Raw genomic sequence first — 15,903 nt, forward strand, 5'->3', positions numbered from 1 at the left:
CCACCCACCCCGAACGGTCGACGATCGTTCAATTGCGCTGTTTCAGCGCTCCCGCCGGCCCGAACCGGTCGACCATCGTTCAATTGCGCTGTTTCAGCGCCCCCGCCGGCCCGAACCGGCCGACGATCGTTCAATTGCGCTGTTTCAGCGCCCCCGCCGGCCCGAACCGGTCCACGATCGTTCAATTGCGCTGTTTCCGCGCCCCCACCACCCCGCACCGGTCCACGATCGTTCAATTGAACGATCGTCGACGCCGCCGCTCACACCGGCCCGCCGGACCCTCAGGCGCCGAAGCCGACGGCCGACGACGAGCCGCGCACGGCGAGGCTCGGCGTGAGCAGCACGCCGGGACCGACCGCCGGCGGGTGGGCGAGCAGGCCCTCGAGCGCCTTGACGACCTCGACGGCGACCTCCTCCAGCGGCTGGCGCACCGAGGTGAGGCCCGGCGGCACGACCTGCGCGACCTGCGAGTCGTCGAACCCGACCACCGCGACGTCCCGGCCGGCGACCAGCCCGCGCTCGGCCAGGGTGTGCAGCACGCCCATCGCGAGCGTGTCGGAGGCGCAGACGAAGCCGGTGGGGCGCGCCTCGTCGAGCAGCACGGCGCTCGCGCCGCGGCCGGACGCGACGGTGTCCTCGACGCGGGAGGCCAGCCCGGTGGTCGCCAGCCCGCGGGCGCGCATGGCGCGGGTCCAGCCCGACCGCCGGTCCTCGCCGATCCAGGAGTCCTTGCGCCAGCCGATCCACGCGACCCGCTCGTGCCCCTGGTCGAGCAGGTGGCTGGTCGCGAGGTCGCAGCCGGCGGCGCCGTCGACGTCGACCCACGGGTGCGTCGCCCCGGGGTTGTCCCACGGGCGGCCGAACGCCACGAACGGCGCCCGGCGCGCGCCCAGCCAGGTCGCCTGCGGGTTGCCGAGGTAGGTGTCGGTGACGACGAACGCGTCCACGGCGGTGGAGCGCAGCAGGTCGTCGTAGCCGGCGAGCGGATCCAGCGGGTCGCCGGCGAAGAGCAGGACGTGCTTGCCGGCCTCGCGGGAGGTCTCGACGAGGGAGTGCACGAAGCGGTCCATGATCGCGCTCGCCGTGCCCTCCTGCACCGGGTTGATCCGCAGCCCGACGAGGTGCGAGGCGCGCGTGCGCAGGTTGCGGGCGGCGCGGTTGGGCAGGTAGCCGAGCTCCTCGATCGCCTCCTGGACCCGCAGCAGGGTGTCGGCCCGGAGCAGGTCGGGGTTGTTGACGGCGTTCGAGACGGTCTGGCGCGAGACGCCCGCCCGCTCCGCGACGTCGGCGAGGGTCGGCGGGGCCGTGGGCTGTCGCCCGGGGATCCGCGCCACCTCGGCCTCCGAGTCCGTCAACGTCGCTCGATCAACTGGATCGTTCCAAACGATATAACGACCGTACGCTGCGCGGGTTCTGCTCCGTCCGGGTGGCGGCGTCCGCACCGTTGTCGGCGCCCTCGCCTAGCGTTCGGGGCATGCCGAAGCCACCCCGCCCGACCTACCGCTGCAGCGAGTGCGGCTGGGAGACCGCCAAGTGGGTCGGCCGGTGCGGCGAGTGCCAGGCCTGGGGCTCGGTCGCCGAGGCCGCCCTCGCCCCGAGGTCCCGCCAGACCGCGACCGCCGTGACCAGCCCGGCCGTGCCGATCGGGCAGGTGGCGGTCGAGGACGCCACGCACCGGACCAGCGGCGTGCCGGAGCTCGACCGGGTGCTCGGCGGCGGCCTGGTGCCGGGCGCGGCGATCCTGCTGGCCGGCGAGCCCGGCGTCGGCAAGAGCACCCTGCTGCTCGAGGTCGCCGCCCAGACCGCGCGCTACCAGCAGCGCACCCTCTACGTCACCGGCGAGGAGTCGGCCTCGCAGGTGCGACTGCGCGCCGACCGCACCGGCGGCGTCCACGAGCAGCTCTACCTCGCCGCCGAGACCGACCTCGGCGCGGTCCTGGCCCACGTGGAGCAGGTCCGCCCGACGCTGCTGGTGGTCGACTCGGTGCAGACGATCGCCGCCTCCGACGTCGACGGCGTCCCGGGCGGCGTCACGCAGGTCAAGGAGGTCTCGGCCGCCCTGATCCGGATGGCGAAGACCCGCGGCATCACGACCGTGCTGGTCGGCCACGTCACCAAGGAGGGCTCGATCGCCGGCCCCCGGGTGCTCGAGCACCTCGTCGACGTCGTGCTGCACTTCGAGGGCGACCGCGACTCGCGCTTCCGGATGGTGCGGGCGATGAAGAACCGCTTCGGCCCCGTCGACGAGGTCGGCTGCTTCGACCTCGGCCCGGACGGCATCACCGCCGTCGCCGACCCGACCGGCCTGTTCGTCGAGCACCACCACGCCGGCGTGGCCGGCACCTGCGTGGCGGTGACGATGGAGGGGCGGCGCCCGTTGCTCGCGGAGGTGCAGGCGCTGGCCACGCTCTCGGCCCAGGAGCGTCCCCGGCGCACGACCTCCGGCCTGGACTCCTCCCGGCTCGCGATGGTCCTCGCCGTGCTGCAGCAGCACGTCGGGCTCCGCCTGGTCACCCACGACGTGTTCGCCTCCACCGTCGGCGGGGCGCGGCTGCACGAGCCATCCGCAGACCTGGCCATCGCGGTCGCCCTCGCCTCGGCGACGCTGTCCACGCCCCCGCCGGCCGGCGTGGTGGCGATGGGCGAGATCGGCCTGTCCGGCGAGCTGCGGCGGGTGCGGGACCTCGACGTCCGCCTCGGCGAGGCCGCGCGGCTGGGGTTCACCACCGCCCTCGTCCCGCGTCCGGCCGGTGCGCCGGTCGACCCGCGTGCGGAGCAGCCGCGGACCGTCGAGGGCATGCGGGTGGTCGAGGTGCCCTCGGTGCTCTCCGCCCTGCACTACCTCGGCCTGACGGCCCGGCAGGCGCGTCGCCTGCCGTCCATGGGCGAGTGAGCGCCCGCGTCGCTTAGGCTGCACCCGCCCCGCTCGACCGGAACCGAGGAGGACACGCGTGGTGGCCAACGACCGCTCCGACGACGTCCTCCGCCTGCGCGCCACGCTCGCGTCGATCGCGCCCGGCACCGCCATGCGCGACGGGCTCGAGCGGATCCTGCGCGGCCGCACCGGGGCCCTGATCGTGCTGGGCAACGACAAGGTCGTGGAGTCCATCTCCACCGGCGGCTTCGTCCTCGACGTCCCGTTCACCGCCACGGGCCTGCGCGAGCTGGCCAAGATGGACGGCGGCATCATCGTCGACAAGGACCTCACGCGGATCCTGCGCGCGGCGGTGCACCTGATGCCCGACCACACCATCCCCTCGGAGGAGACCGGCACCCGGCACCGGACGGCCGACCGGGTCGCCCGCCAGACCGGCTTCCCGGTGATCTCGGTGTCGCAGTCGATGCAGATCATCGCGGCGTACGTCGGCGAGACCCGCCACGTGCTGGAGGACTCCGGCCAGATCCTGTCCCGCGCGAACCAGGCGCTCGCGACCCTCGAGCGCTACAAGCTGCGCCTCGACGAGGTCGCCTCCACCCTGTCCGCGCTGGAGATCGAGGACCTGGTCACCGTCCGCGACGTCGCCGTCGTCGCGCAGCGCCTGGAGATGGTCATCCGGATCGCGCGCGAGATCGAGGACTACGTGCTCGAGCTCGGCACCGACGGCCGCCTCCTGAGCCTGCAGCTCGAGGAGCTGGTGACCGGCGTGGACGCCGAGCGCGAGCTCGTGATCCGCGACTACCTGCCGGCCGGCAAGCGCAGCAAGAGCCCCGAGGACGTCATCGGCCGCCTCGAGGCGCTCTCCCCCACCGAGCTCGTCGACCCCGCCTCGACGGCCCGCGTGCTGGGCCTGGGCACCGCGGAGCACCTCGACGGCGCGGTCGCCCCGCGCGGCTACCGGCTGCTGGCCAAGGTGCCCCGGCTGCCCGCCGCGGTCGTCGACCGGCTGGTCGACCACTTCGGCACCCTGCAGAAGCTGCTCTCGGCCGGGATCGACGACCTCCAGGCCGTCGACGGCGTCGGCGAGCTGCGCGCCCGCTCGGTCCGCGAGGGCCTCTCCCGGCTCGCCGAGTCGACGATCCTCGAGCGGTACGTCTGACCGTCGCCCGTCCGGGTCAGCGGCTCAGCGGCGCTTCGGCTCCGCGGTCTTGGTGACCGTGGCGGCCACGGGCGCGGTCAGCTCGAACTGCACGTCGCTGGGCTCGCCCCCGAGGGCGGCGGCCGTCGCGTGGTAGTAGCCGGGCATCGCCCACTCGGTGATCCGGGCGCAGTCGTCGTCCATCCGGGCGGCGTTCCAGGTGATCGGCACGGCGGTGGTGACGTTGTTGCGCACGACGATGTCGTCGCCCGGCAGCGCCTTCCCGCACTCGCGGGTCGACCAGATGCCGTCGCGGCCGGAGGTGATCGACAGCGTGACGTTGGAGCGGTTGACCCGCCAGGTGCACGCCGGCGTCGTGATGGTGCGGACGTTGAGCACGACCGTCACGTCGCGGCCGGCGACCGCCTTCGACACCTCGGGCGTCACGGCCACGTCGGTCCCCTCGCAGCGCCCGACGGGTGCGGCCAGCACCGGCTCGGTCGTCGTGGGCTGACCGGGCTTGCCCGTGCCCTTGCCGGCCCCGGCGGCGCCGGCGGTGGTGGTCGTCGCCGGCGGGACCGTCGCGCCGGGGAGCTCCTCGCCGAGGGCGTCGGCAGACGGGGTCAGGGTCACCGTGGCGGTGGGGCTGGCGTCGGCGGCGGCGGGCGCGGCCCGGTCGGGGTCCGAGCCGTCGCTGCCGGAGCCCAGCACCTTGCCGATGCCGAGGACGAGGACCAGCGCGACCGAGAGCAGGACCAGGCGGCGTCGCCAGTACACCGCCGCCGGCAGCGGTCCCCGGGTCAGCGTCGTCATGGCCGCAGGCTAGCCAGCCGGACCCGCCGATCCGGGGTGCCACACCGGGCGTCTGCGACCTCCGGGAGGTGGTCGGGGAGGATGTCGCGGTGAGCGCCCTGCACGAGCCGGTCCTGCGGTGGTACGACGCCCACGCCCGCGACCTCCCGTGGCGCCGGCCGGAGGCCTCGCCGTGGTCGGTGATGGTCTCCGAGCTCATGCTCCAGCAGACCCCGGTGAGCCGGGTGCTGCCGGTCCACGAGCAGTGGCTCGAGCGCTGGCCGACCCCGGCCGACCTCGCCGCGGAGCCCACGGGCGAGGCGGTGCGGATGTGGGGACGGCTGGGCTACCCCCGCCGGGCGCTGCGCCTGCACGCCGCGGCCACCGCGATCGTCGAGCGGCACGGCGGCGAGGTCCCGGCCGACCACGCGGCGCTGCTGGCCCTGCCCGGCGTGGGCGACTACACCGCCGCAGCGATCGCGAGCTTCGCCTTCGGCCAGCGCCACGTCGTGCTCGACACCAACGTCCGGCGGGTGCTCGCCCGGACCGTCGGCGGCGTCGAGCTGCCGGCCGCGCACGTCACCAAGGCCGAGAAGGAGGCCGCAGCGGAGCTCCTGCCCGAGGACGAGGCGACGGCCGCGACCTGGGCCGTCGGGGTCATGGAGCTCGGCGCGCTCGTCTGCACCGCCGCCCGCCCACGGTGCACCGAGTGCCCCGTGGCCTCGCTGTGCGCCTGGCGGTCGGCCGGCTACCCGGCGTACGACGGACCGCCGCGCAGAGTGCAGACCTGGGCCGGCACCGACCGCCAGTGCCGGGGCCGGCTGCTGGCGGTCCTCCGCGACGCCGACGGCCCGGTGCACCCGAGCCGGCTCGAGGCCATCTGGGCCGAGGAGGCGCAGCGGGCGCGGTGCCTGGCCGGCCTCGTCGAGGACGGCCTGGCGGTCAGGACCGACGCAGGAACCTACGCGCTCCCCTAGCCGCGTCCCGGCTCCCGCCGGCCGCCCGGGCCAGGACCTCCTCGGCCGCCGCCGCCGGCTCGCCGGGGTGGAAGGGCCGCTTGGGCTCCGCGCGCAGAGCCTCCAGCAGCGCCCGGAGGTCCGCGATGGCCTCGGGCGACGTGGCCGGCACGTGCGTGCCCTGCCGAGGGTCGGCCTCGACGAGCAGACCGAGGTCGCGCAGGGTGTCGACGTCGTCCTCGGTGGTGCGCTCGAAGATGCGCATGAGGTACGGCGCGGCCTGCTCCTCGCTGAGCCCCTTGCCGATGAGCGCCCGCAGCGCGACCGCCGTGGGCTCGCGGGCGGGGCGGAAGTTGGCCATCGGGCCGGCCGCGAGGATGGAGGTCCACTTCCGGACGAAGTCCTCCCCGGAGTACGACTCGTAGTGGAGCACCCGCAGCCGGTCGGCGTCGGCGTACGCCGGCAGCTCCTGCTTGTCGGCGTCCACGCCGTGGTGGAGGGTCAGCCACACGTCGGTCGCCGGCCGCACGCCGGACTTGCCGTCGACGTGGCCGTGGAAGTACGCGCCGTTCGAGGGCCGGTCGATCACGCCGAGGGTCTGCAGCAGGGTGAGGTCGGGCTTGTCGAGCAGCCGCTTGAACAGGGTCGGGTCGCCGTCCCAGTGCTTGCGGCTGACCGCCTCCAGCGGCGCCAGCCGGACGACGCGGGTCTCCGCGGGCACGGCCGCGAGGACTCCCCGGTCCACCTGGACGATCTCGTCGGCGTCGACGTGGAAGACCCAGCTGGCCACCTCCACGAGGCTCAGCGCGGCCTTGACCAGGTTGGCGTTGACCCGCTGCCGGACGTTGAGCTCGGCAGGCCGCTCGCCGTTCCACCACGAGGAGTCGGTGCGCACGCAGGTGACGTGGGGGTGCTCGTCGAGCCAGGTGCGGACCTCGGGGTCGCCCGCGTCGAGGAACACCACCATGTGGTCGACCCCCCCGGCGAGGTTGCCGGTCACGAACCGCTCGATGTTGGGCAGGGTGTCCTTGACGGTGCTGACGGTGAAGAGCACGTCGCCACCCTAGGCGCAGCCCCGACCGGCCCGGAACGCCGCACGGGCGGCACCCGGATGGGTGCCGCCCGTGGCGGGTGCTGCTGGTGGAGCCTGGGTCAGTCGTCCGTGCCGGAGCGCGGGACGTCGGTGCCCGAGGCGTCGTCGTTCGGGCCCTCGCCCTCGACCGGCGTCGTCTCGATGCTGGTCTCCACGCCGGCCGTCTCGAACGGCGGCATGTCGGGCAGCTCGCCGACCTTCTGGCCCTCGAAGGTGAAGTTCGCGGCCGGGCCGTCGCCGTCGACGTCGACCAGGACGATCATCCCGGGGCCGACCTCGCCGAAGAGCATCTTCTCGGCCAGGACGTCCTCGATCTCGCGCTGCACCGTGCGGCGCAGCGGACGGGCACCGAGGACCGGGTCGAAGCCGCGCTGCGCCAGGAGGTTCTTGGCGTTCTGCGTGAGCTCGAGCTTCATGTCGCGGTCGCGGAGGCGGACCTCCACCGAGGCGACCATGTTGTCGACCATCGAGATGATCTGCTCCTGCGACAGCGGCGGGAACACGATCACCTCGTCGACGCGGTTGAGGAACTCGGGGCGGAAGTGCTGCTTGAGCTCCTCCGAGACCTTGTTCTTCATCCGGTCGTAGTCGCCCGGACCACCGGCGGCACCGGCGAAACCGAGGTTCATGCCCTTGGCGATGTCCCGGGTGCCGAGGTTGGTGGTCATGATGATGACGGTGTTCTTGAAGTCCACGACCCGGCCCTGGGAATCGGTCAGGCGACCTTCCTCCAGGATCTGCAGCAGGCTGTTGAAGATGTCGGGGTGGGCCTTCTCGACCTCGTCGAACAGGACCACCGAGAACGGCTTGCGGCGCACCTTCTCGGTGAGCTGGCCGCCCTCCTCGTAACCGACGTAGCCCGGAGGCGAGCCGAAGAGCCGGGAGACGGTGTGCTTCTCGCCGAACTCCGACATGTCGAGCTGGATGAGCGCGTCCTCGTCGCCGAAGAGGAACTCCGCGAGCGTCTTGGACAGCCACGTCTTGCCGACACCCGAGGGGCCGGCGAAGATGAACGAGCCGCCGGGGCGCTTGGGGTCCTTCAGGCCGGCACGGGTACGCCGGATGGCGCGGCTGAGCGCCTTGACGGCCTCGTCCTGGCCGATGACGCGCTTGTGGAGCTCGTCCTCCATCTTGAGCAGCCGGGTCGACTCCTCCTCGGAGAGCTTGACGATCGGGATGCCGGTCGCCACGGCGAGCACCTCGGCGATCAGCTCCTCGTCGACCTCGGCGACCTCGTCCATGTCGCCCGCGCGCCACTGCTTCTCGCGCTCGGACTTGGTGAGGATCAGCTGCTTCTCCTCGTCGCGCAGGCGGGCCGCGGCCTCGAAGTCCTGCCCGTCGATCGCGGCCTCCTTGCGCTGGCGCACCTCGGCGATCTTGTCGTCGAACTCGCGCAGGTCGGCCGGAGCCGTCATGCGGCGGATGCGCAGGCGCGAGCCGGCCTCGTCGATGAGGTCGATCGCCTTGTCGGGGAGGAACCGGTCGGAGATGTACCGGTCGGCCAGCGTCGCCGCCGAGACCAGCGCCTCGTCGGTGATGGTGACCCGGTGGTGCGCCTCGTACCGGTCGCGCAGGCCCTTGAGCATCTCGATCGTGTGGGCGATCGAGGGCTCGGCGACCTGGATGGGCTGGAAGCGACGCTCCAGCGCGGCGTCCTTCTCGAGGTACTTGCGGTACTCGTCGAGGGTGGTCGCGCCGATGGTCTGCAGCTCGCCGCGGGCCAGCATCGGCTTGAGGATGCTGGCGGCGTCGATCGCGCCCTCGGCCGCGCCGGCGCCGACGAGGGTGTGGATCTCATCGATGAACAGCACGATGTCGCCGCGGGTGCGGATCTCCTTGAGCACCTTCTTCAGGCGCTCCTCGAAGTCGCCGCGGTAGCGGGAGCCCGCCACGAGCGCGCCGAGGTCGAGGGTATAGATCTGCTTGTCCTTGAGCGTCTCGGGCACGTTGCCCTTGACGATGTCCTGGGCCAGGCCCTCGACGATGGTCGTCTTGCCGACGCCCGGCTCGCCGATGAGGACGGGGTTGTTCTTCGTGCGGCGCGACAGGATCTGCATCACGCGCTCGATCTCCTGCTCGCGCCCGATGACCGGGTCGAGCTTGCCCTCGCGGGCGTCCTGGGTCAGGTTGCGACCGAACTGGTCGAGGACCAGCGAGGACGACGGCGCGTCGCCGCTGGCGCCGGCCGCGGCCGCTGCGGACTGCGAGGACTCCTTGCCCTGGAAGCCGCTGAGCAGCTGGATGACCTGCTGGCGGACCCGGTTGAGGTCGGCGCCGAGCTTCTGCAGCACCTGGGCGGCGACGCCCTCGCCCTCGCGGATCAGGCCGAGCAGGATGTGCTCGGTGCCGATGTAGGAGTGGCCGAGCTGCAGCGCCTCGCGCAGGGACAGCTCGAGCACCTTCTTGGCACGCGGCGTGAAGGGGATGTGGCCGCTGGGCGCCTGCTGGCCCTGGCCGATGATCTCCTCGACCTGGGCGCGGACCGCCTCGAGGGAGATGTCGAGGCTCTCGAGGGCCTTGGCGGCCACGCCCTCGCCCTCGTGGATGAGGCCGAGCAGGATGTGCTCGGTCCCGATGTAGTTGTGGGACAGCATGCGGGCCTCTTCCTGGGCCAGCACGACCACCCGGCGGGCTCGGTCAGTGAACCGCTCGAACATGCAACGCTCCTCGAGTTCTGGGGGACCGCCCACCACCATCCGGGGCGGGCGGGACATGAGGCTCAACCCCGCGGACAGCCTACGCGTTCCCGCACAACGCACCCGGGGCATCCGCTGTGAGCGAACACGCTCGGCGGATGCCCCGGGTGGGACGTGCTTGCTGTCTGGTACCGCGTGGTGCCGGTGGGTCAGTGCGCGGCGTCGTACGCCTCGCGGACCTCGGCCGAGACGCGGCCGCGGTCGGGCACGTCGTGCCCGTTCTCGCGCGCCCAGTCACGGATCTCCTTGGCGGTGGGTCCGCCCGAGCCGTTGGCGGTCGAGGAGGTGCTGCTGGAGCGGCGGCCGTTGCCGCCGCTGCGGCGGGCGCCGCTGACCTTGCGGGCGTGGCCGACGTACGTCGCCAGCGCCTCGCGCAGCGCCGAGGCGTTCTCGTCGTTCAGATCGATCTCGTAGGAGGTGCCGTCGAGACCGAAGGAAACGGTCTCGGTCGCCTCGCTCCCGTCGAGGTCGTCCTCGAGCACGATGTGGATCTTCTGCGCCATGTAGGGGCTTCCTTGCTGTCCGGAATAGGTGGAACGCGCGCCGGCACTTTTGATTTCCGGCGTGCTTCATCGTGCCAGAACAATTGCCACCGAACAATTCCGGGATTGCCGTGTCGGCCGATTCTTTACCCAGTGCTCGCGGGACCGACCGGAAAACACCCGGGATCATTCCCGCTTATTGCGCCGGAATACCAGCTCGAGCCCCTGGAGCGTCAACCAGGGTGAATGGTCGGTGAATGCCGAGCATTCCTCGATCACCAGCGGCGCGAGGTGCCCGGTGGCGATCACGCGCACCTCGCCCGGGTCGACCCCGAGCTCCGCCGTCATCCGGGCGACGATCCCCTCCACCTGCGCGGCGACGCCGAAGACCATGCCGGACTGGAGCGCCTCGACGGTGTTCTTGGCGATGACGGTCCGCGGCCGGGCCAGCTCGACCATCCGCAGCTGCGCCCCGCGGCGCCCGAGCGCCTCCAGGGAGATCTCGATGCCGGGGGCGATCGCGCCGCCGACGTACTGCCCGCGCGCGCTGACCACGTCGAAGGTGGTGGCCGTGCCGCCGAAGTCCACGACGATCGCGGGCCCGCCGTGCAGCTCGGCCGCGGCGAGGGCGTTGATGATCCGGTCCGAGCCCACCTCGCGCGGGTTGTCCATGAGCACCGGCACCCCGGTGCGGACCCCCGGCTCGACGACCAGGCTCGGCAGCTGCGCGAAGTGCCGCGCGAGCATGTCGCGCCACTGGTGCAGGACCGAGGGCACGGTCGAGCAGACGCTGACCCCGTCCACCGCCGCGGCGTCGCGCCCGAGCAGGCCGCGCAGCAGCACCGACCACTCGTCGGCGGTGCGGCGCTCCTCGGTGCCGACCCGCCAGTGCGCGCTGACCTCCCCGTCCTGGACGAGGCCCAGCTGGGTGTGGCTGTTGCCGATGTCGGCGGCGAGGAGCGGCACGGCTACTCCTCGTGGAGGTCGAGGCCGAGGTCGAAGACGTCGACGGAGTGGGTGAGGGCGCCGACGGAGATGAAGTCGACGCCGGTGGCGGCGACCTCGCGGGCCCGGTCGAAGGTGAGCCCGCCTGACGCCTCGAGGGCCACCCGTCCGCTGGCCCCCATCCGGTCGACCAGCCGCACCGCCTCGGCCATCGTCGCGGTCGACATGTTGTCGAGCAGGACCTCCTCGCACCCGGCCTCGACGAGCTCGCGCAGCTGGTCGAGGTCGGTCACCTCGACCTCGACGCGCAGGTCGGGGTACGCCGCGCGGACCGCGCGGTAGGCCGGCACGACCCCGCCGGCGGCCACGACGTGGTTGTCCTTGACCATCGCCCGGTCCGACAGGCTGCCACGGTGGTTGCGGCCGCCGCCGCACCGCACGGCGTACTTCTGCAGCGCGCGGTAGGTCGGCAGCGTCTTGCGGGTGTCGAGCACCTGCGCGCCGGTGCCCTCGAGCGCGTCGACCCAGGCGGCCGTGGCGGTCGCGACGCCGGAGAGGTGACTGGCGTAGTTGAGCGCGGTCCGCTCGGCGGTCAGCAGACCGCGCGCGGGGCCCGCGACCCGCATGACGACGTCGCCGGGCCGCACCCGGGTGCCGTCGGGCAGGCGGTCGCTGACCTCCACGTCGTCGCCGAGGACGAGGTGGAAGACGAGGGCCGCGATGCCGAGGCCGGCGACCGTGCCGGCCTCGCGGGCTCCGAAGTCGCCGACCGCGCGGGCGTCCGCGGCGATCGTCGCGACGCTGGTGACGTCCTCGGTCGGGACGTCCTCGGCCAGCGCCTGCAGCACGTGGTCGTGGACGGCGCGCGGGTCCAGCCCGCCGGCCTCGAGCTCGGCGAGCAGGCCCGCCGGGAGCGCGTCGTACGGCGTGGGGGTGATCATCGGCGGAGGCCTCCATCGGTCGCGGGGGCGGGGTCGAAGGTCAGCGTGGCGGCGCCGTCGGCCGACCGCAGGTCGAGCCGGGTGTCGCAGTGCCCGGCCCAGCGGGCGTCGTCGCGCTCCGGGTGGTCCTCGCGCCAGTGCGAGCCGCGGGTCTCCTCGCGCAGCGCCGCGGCGTCGGTGAGCGCGACGGCGATCGTGAGCAGGTTGGTGGTCTCCCACGCGTCGAGGTCGACAGCGCCGGCGGGGGTGTCGGCGAGCTTGTCGAGGACGGCGGCGGCCTCGGCCAGGCCCGCGGCGCTGCGCAGCACGCCGACCCGCTCGGTCATGACCTCCTGGAGGTCCTGGCGCGCGGAACCCGACACCAACCCGGGCGGGCGGGTGTCCGGCACCGGCTCGGTCCACGGCCGCAGCTCGGCCGGCAGCACGCTCGCGATCCGCCGGGAGAAGACCAGCCCCTCGAGCAGGGAGTTCGATGCGAGCCGGTTGGCGCCGTGCACCCCCGAGCAGGCGACCTCACCGGTGGCGTACAGGCCCGGGACGTCGGTGCGGCCCCACAGGTCGGTGCGGACGCCGCCGGAGGCGTAGTGGCAGGCCGGGGCGACGGGGATCGGCTCGGCGACCGGGTCGACGCCGTGACGACGGGCGGTGGCGAGGATCGTCGGGAAGCGGCGCTCCCAGAAGTCCGCGCCGAGGTGACGGGCGTCGAGCCACATGTGCGGCCGCCCCGTCTCGTGCATCCGGCGGGTGATCGCCTTCGCGACGACGTCGCGCGGGGCGAGGTCGCCGAGCTCGTGGACGCCGGTCATCAGGCGCCGGCCCTCCCAGTCGACGAGGAAGGCGCCCTCGCCTCGGACCGCCTCGGAGATGAGCGGCTGCTGCCCCCGCGAGTCCGGCCCGAGGTACATCACGGTCGGGTGGAACTGGACGAACTCCAGGTCGCGCAGGGTCGCGCCGGCCCGCAGCGCGAGCGCCATGCCGTCGCCGGTGGAGACCGCCGGGTTGGTCGTCTGGGAGAAGACCTGGCCGAGGCCTCCGCTGGCGAGCACCACCGCCCGGCAGTGGACCGCGCCGATGCCGTCGCGCTCACCCTCCCCCATGACGTGCAGGGTGACCCCGGCGACCCCGTGGTCGGCGCCGAGGAGGAGGTCGACCGCCAGGGCGTGCGGGACCACCTCGATGTCGGTGGCGGCCTCGACGGCGGCGATCAGCGCCCGCTGGATCTCCGCGCCCGTGGCGTCGCCGCCGGCGTGCGCGATGCGGTCGCGGTGGTGACCGCCCTCCCGGGTGAGCGAGAGCAGCCCGGCGGCGTCGACGTCGAAGCGGGTGCCGAGCGCGATCAGCTCGTGCACGGCCTCCGGCCCCTCCCCCACCAGCACCCGCACCGCCTCGAGGTCGCAGGCGCCCGCGCCGGCGACGAGGGTGTCGACCTCGTGCTGCTCGGGGGTGTCGCCCTCCCCCAGCGCGGCGGCGATCCCGCCCTGCGCCCACTGCGTCGAGCCGGCCGACAGCACGTCCTTAGTGACGACGAGGACCTTCGCGACGTGCTCGCGCAGCCGCAGCGCGGCGGTCAGCCCGGCGATCCCCGACCCGATCACGACCACGTCGGCGCGGGTCGACCACCCGGGCTCGGGGGCGGTCAGGCGCCCCGGGAGGCGGCGCGCCGCCGGGACGGTCAGGGCACCGGGCATTGGCGCAGGCTAGCGGGCCGCGGTCGCGTCGCCGCGGACCAGTCCGGCGCCGCCGAAGGTCTCGGCCGGGTCGAAGCCGGTCGCCATGATCTTGTTGTCGGCGTCCACGAAGACCACGTGCGGCTGGTGCTCCCTGGCCTCGGCGGTCTCCATCTGGCCGTAGCCGATGAGGATGACCAGATCGCCGGGGTGCACCAGGCGGGCCGCGGCACCGTTGATGCCGATCACGCCCGAGCCCCGCTCGCCGGCGATCGTGTAGGTCTCCAGCCGCGCGCCGTTGGTGATGTCGACGATGTGCACGAGCTCGCCGGCCAGCAGGTCGGCGGCGTCGAGCAGGTCCTCGTCGACGGTCACGGACCCGACGTAGTGGAGGTCCGCCTGGGTCACGGTGGCCCGGTGGATCTTGCTCTTCATCATCGTGCGGAGCATCAGCGCTCTCCCTGCTGGTCGTGCGCGCCGTCGGGGTTCCCGAGGACGAGCGGCATGTTGTCGATGAGGCGGGTGGTCCCGACCCGGGCGGCCACGAGGACACGCGCCTCGGTGCCGGCCGGGACGGGATCGGGCAACGGCCCGAGATCGGGGGTGGTGACCTCGAGGTAGTCGAGGTCGACGGTCTTCGCGGCGCGCAGCTCCGCGCGGGCGGCGTCGAGCGCCGGCCCCAGGCCGTACGCCGCCGCCTCCTGCGCGGCGAGCAGGGCGCGGCTGAGGGCGAGCGCCTCGACACGCTGCTCCTCGTCGAGGTAGCGGTTGCGGCTGGACAGCGCCAGCCCGCCGGCCTCCCGGACCGTCTCCGCGCCGACGACGTCGACGCCGAGGCACAGGTCGGCGACCATCCGGCGGACGAGCGCGAGCTGCTGGTAGTCCTTCTGCCCGAAGACCGCGACGTCGGGGCGGACCAGGCCGAGGAGCTTCGCGACGACGGTCAGCACGCCGCGGAAGTGGCCGGGCCGGCTGCGGCCCTCGAGGACGTCGGCCAGCGGGCCCGGCTCGACCGTCACCATCGGGTCGCCGCCCGGGTAGACCTCCTCGACGCTCGGCGCGAAGACGACGTCCACGCCCTCGCGGGCGCACACCTCGAGGTCGGCGTCGAGGGTGCGGGGGTAGCGGTCGAGGTCCTCGCCGGCGCCGAACTGCATCGGGTTGACGAAGACCGAGACGACGACCGGGCCGTCGCCGACACGGGCGCGCGCCTCGCGCACCAGGCTGGCATGCCCCTCGTGGAGGGCACCCATCGTCGGCACCAGCCCGATCGGGCGTCCCTCGCGGCGGGCCCCGGAGAGCAGGTTCGAGAGCTCCTCGCGCGTCGGCGCGAGGACAGGCGTCGTGGTCATCGCAGGTGGGTCGCCCGGCGCACCGTGGTGGACGGCGCCGCGGCGGCGGCCGCGACCGACGCCCGCGCCAGCAGGTCGTGGATCTTCAGCGCGCGGATCGGCAGCAGGCGGCCGTCGGTGACGGCGCGGTCGAGCGTGGCGCGGGCCATGGCGACGTACGACGCCACCGTCTGCGGCGCCCCCGCCAGCAGCTCGTCGAGGTGGGCCTCCACCGTGCCGGCGTCGCCGCGCACGATCGGTCCGGTGAGCGCGGCGTCGCCGTGGGCCAGCGCGTTGTCCAGCGCGGCGCCCAGCAGCGGGCGCAGCGTGCCCGCCGGGTCGTCGGCGCCGGCGGCGGCCAGCATCTCCATCGCCTCGGTCACCAGCGTGACCAGGTGGTTCGCGCCGTGCGCGAGACCGGCGTGGTAGAGCGTGCGCATCTCCTCGGGCACCCACATCGGCCGGCCGCCCAGGTCGGCGACGAGCGCCTCCGCGGTCGCCCGCTCCTCCGCGCCGGCGGTCAGCCCGAAGACGCAGCCGCCGAGCCGCTCGAGGTCGAGCGCGGTGCCGGTGAACGTCATCGCCGGGTGCATGGCCACCACGCGGGCGCCCACCTCGCGGGCCGGCTCCAGCACGGCCAGCCCGTGCCGGCCGGAGGTGTGCACGACGTACTGGCCCTCGCGGATGGCCCCGCTCGCGGCCAGCATCGCGACGACGTTGCCGAGCATGTCGTCCGGCACGGTCAGCAGCAGCACGTCGGCGGCGCGCGCGACGGCGGTCGGCTTCTCGTTCGGCACCCCCGGCAGCAGCGCGGCGATGCGCGCCACGGAGGCGTCGGACTCGCCGGCGGCGGCGACCACGGGGTGGCCGGCGGCACGGAGGGCAGCGGCGAGGACGGCGCCGACGCGACCCGCGCCGACGACGCCCACCCCGAGGGGCTGGTGCGTCATGTGTCCGAACCTTTCGTTCCAGTCCCTCCGACCA

General features: G+C 73.7%; 14 protein-coding genes. 3 read left to right on the plus strand and 11 right to left on the minus strand.

Going from position 1 to position 15,903, the window contains the following annotated elements:
- Positions 1–281: 281 nt before the first annotated feature.
- Complete coding sequence (locus QWY28_RS02420) at positions 282–1,355, minus strand: LacI family DNA-binding transcriptional regulator (RefSeq protein WP_300950704.1); 1,074 nt, start codon at positions 1,353–1,355, stop codon at positions 282–284.
- Positions 1,356–1,474: 119 nt separating this feature from the next.
- Here QWY28_RS02420 and radA point away from each other — a divergent pair, with 119 nt between their 5' ends.
- Both radA and disA read left to right on the plus strand, forming a co-directional pair.
- Entirely contained in the window at positions 1,475–2,893 is a 1,419-nt protein-coding gene (radA, locus tag QWY28_RS02425; protein WP_300950705.1) for a DNA repair protein RadA, read from the plus strand.
- Between the two features lie 61 nt (positions 2,894–2,954).
- On the plus strand, positions 2,955–4,037 hold the full coding sequence (disA, locus tag QWY28_RS02430) for a DNA integrity scanning diadenylate cyclase DisA (RefSeq protein WP_300951299.1): 1,083 nt from the start codon (positions 2,955–2,957) through the stop codon (positions 4,035–4,037).
- Positions 4,038–4,061: 24 nt separating this feature from the next.
- On the opposite strand, the gene QWY28_RS02435 is transcribed toward disA, so the two are convergent.
- On the minus strand, positions 4,062–4,829 hold the full coding sequence (locus QWY28_RS02435) for a hypothetical protein (protein WP_300950706.1): 768 nt from the start codon (positions 4,827–4,829) through the stop codon (positions 4,062–4,064).
- A gap of 89 nt (positions 4,830–4,918) precedes the next feature.
- On the opposite strand from QWY28_RS02435, the gene QWY28_RS02440 reads away from it, so the two are divergent.
- Positions 4,919–5,785 carry an HhH-GPD family protein gene (locus tag QWY28_RS02440; protein ID WP_300950707.1) on the plus strand — a complete coding sequence of 289 codons (867 nt, stop codon included), beginning with the start codon at positions 4,919–4,921 and terminating at the stop codon, positions 5,783–5,785.
- On the opposite strand, the gene QWY28_RS02445 is transcribed toward QWY28_RS02440, so the two are convergent.
- The 9 genes from QWY28_RS02445 to QWY28_RS02485 all read right to left on the minus strand — a co-directional run bounded on the left by QWY28_RS02445 (position 5,751) and on the right by QWY28_RS02485 (position 15,869).
- On the minus strand, positions 5,751–6,818 hold the full coding sequence (locus tag QWY28_RS02445; protein WP_300950708.1) for a glycosyltransferase family 2 protein: 1,068 nt from the start codon (positions 6,816–6,818) through the stop codon (positions 5,751–5,753). The two genes, QWY28_RS02440 and QWY28_RS02445, sit on opposite strands and share 35 nt — an antisense overlap.
- A 98-nt stretch (positions 6,819–6,916) precedes the next feature.
- Positions 6,917–9,514: an ATP-dependent Clp protease ATP-binding subunit gene (locus QWY28_RS02450; protein ID WP_300950709.1), complete on the minus strand. Its 2,598-nt coding sequence runs from the start codon at positions 9,512–9,514 to the stop codon at positions 6,917–6,919.
- A 188-nt stretch (positions 9,515–9,702) separates the two neighbouring features.
- Positions 9,703–10,056, minus strand: a complete 354-nt coding sequence (locus QWY28_RS02455; protein WP_300950710.1) for a histone-like nucleoid-structuring protein Lsr2 — start codon at positions 10,054–10,056, stop codon at positions 9,703–9,705.
- Positions 10,057–10,221: 165 nt separating this feature from the next.
- Positions 10,222–11,001 (minus strand): type III pantothenate kinase, encoded by a 780-nt coding sequence (locus tag QWY28_RS02460; RefSeq protein WP_300950711.1) that lies wholly within the window; start codon positions 10,999–11,001, stop codon positions 10,222–10,224.
- 2 nt (positions 11,002–11,003) lie between these two features.
- Positions 11,004–11,921, minus strand: coding sequence for a carboxylating nicotinate-nucleotide diphosphorylase (gene nadC, locus QWY28_RS02465; protein ID WP_300950712.1), 918 nt, complete (start codon positions 11,919–11,921; stop codon positions 11,004–11,006).
- Positions 11,918–13,609 (minus strand): L-aspartate oxidase, encoded by a 1,692-nt coding sequence (locus QWY28_RS02470; RefSeq protein ID WP_300950713.1) that lies wholly within the window; start codon positions 13,607–13,609, stop codon positions 11,918–11,920. Before QWY28_RS02470 ends, nadC begins: the two co-directional genes overlap by 4 nt.
- A 9-nt stretch (positions 13,610–13,618) precedes the next feature.
- On the minus strand, positions 13,619–14,038 hold the full coding sequence (panD, locus tag QWY28_RS02475) for an aspartate 1-decarboxylase (protein ID WP_300950714.1): 420 nt from the start codon (positions 14,036–14,038) through the stop codon (positions 13,619–13,621).
- A complete protein-coding gene (gene panC, locus QWY28_RS02480; protein ID WP_300950715.1) occupies positions 14,038–14,940 on the minus strand; it encodes a pantoate--beta-alanine ligase in 903 nt (300 codons plus the stop codon). The genes panD and panC overlap by 1 nt, the downstream gene beginning before the upstream one ends.
- A complete protein-coding gene (locus QWY28_RS02485; protein WP_300950716.1) occupies positions 14,937–15,869 on the minus strand; it encodes a Rossmann-like and DUF2520 domain-containing protein in 933 nt (310 codons plus the stop codon). Before QWY28_RS02485 ends, panC begins: the two co-directional genes overlap by 4 nt.
- Positions 15,870–15,903 lie beyond the last annotated feature (34 nt).

Origin of the sequence: Nocardioides oceani (assembly GCF_030412965.1) — a bacterium.
Classification (GTDB): Bacteria; Actinomycetota; Actinomycetes; order Propionibacteriales; family Nocardioidaceae; genus Nocardioides; species Nocardioides oceani.

What these genes read in the sequence shown, in the direction of transcription:
- radA (WP_300950705.1), top strand. Translation starts at nt 1,475, where the DNA reads ATGCCGAAGCCACCCCGCCCGACCTACCGCTGCAGCGAGTGCGGCTGG.
- QWY28_RS02435 (WP_300950706.1), bottom strand. Translation starts at nt 4,829, where the DNA reads ATGACGACGCTGACCCGGGGACCGCTGCCGGCGGCGGTGTACTGGCGA.
- QWY28_RS02450 (WP_300950709.1), bottom strand. Translation starts at nt 9,514, where the DNA reads ATGTTCGAGCGGTTCACTGACCGAGCCCGCCGGGTGGTCGTGCTGGCC.
- QWY28_RS02455 (WP_300950710.1), bottom strand. Translation starts at nt 10,056, where the DNA reads ATGGCGCAGAAGATCCACATCGTGCTCGAGGACGACCTCGACGGGAGC.
- nadC (WP_300950712.1), bottom strand. Translation starts at nt 11,921, where the DNA reads ATGATCACCCCCACGCCGTACGACGCGCTCCCGGCGGGCCTGCTCGCC.
- QWY28_RS02470 (WP_300950713.1), bottom strand. Translation starts at nt 13,609, where the DNA reads ATGCCCGGTGCCCTGACCGTCCCGGCGGCGCGCCGCCTCCCGGGGCGC.
- panD (WP_300950714.1), bottom strand. Translation starts at nt 14,038, where the DNA reads ATGCTCCGCACGATGATGAAGAGCAAGATCCACCGGGCCACCGTGACC.
- panC (WP_300950715.1), bottom strand. Translation starts at nt 14,940, where the DNA reads ATGACCACGACGCCTGTCCTCGCGCCGACGCGCGAGGAGCTCTCGAAC.
- QWY28_RS02485 (WP_300950716.1), bottom strand. Translation starts at nt 15,869, where the DNA reads ATGACGCACCAGCCCCTCGGGGTGGGCGTCGTCGGCGCGGGTCGCGTC.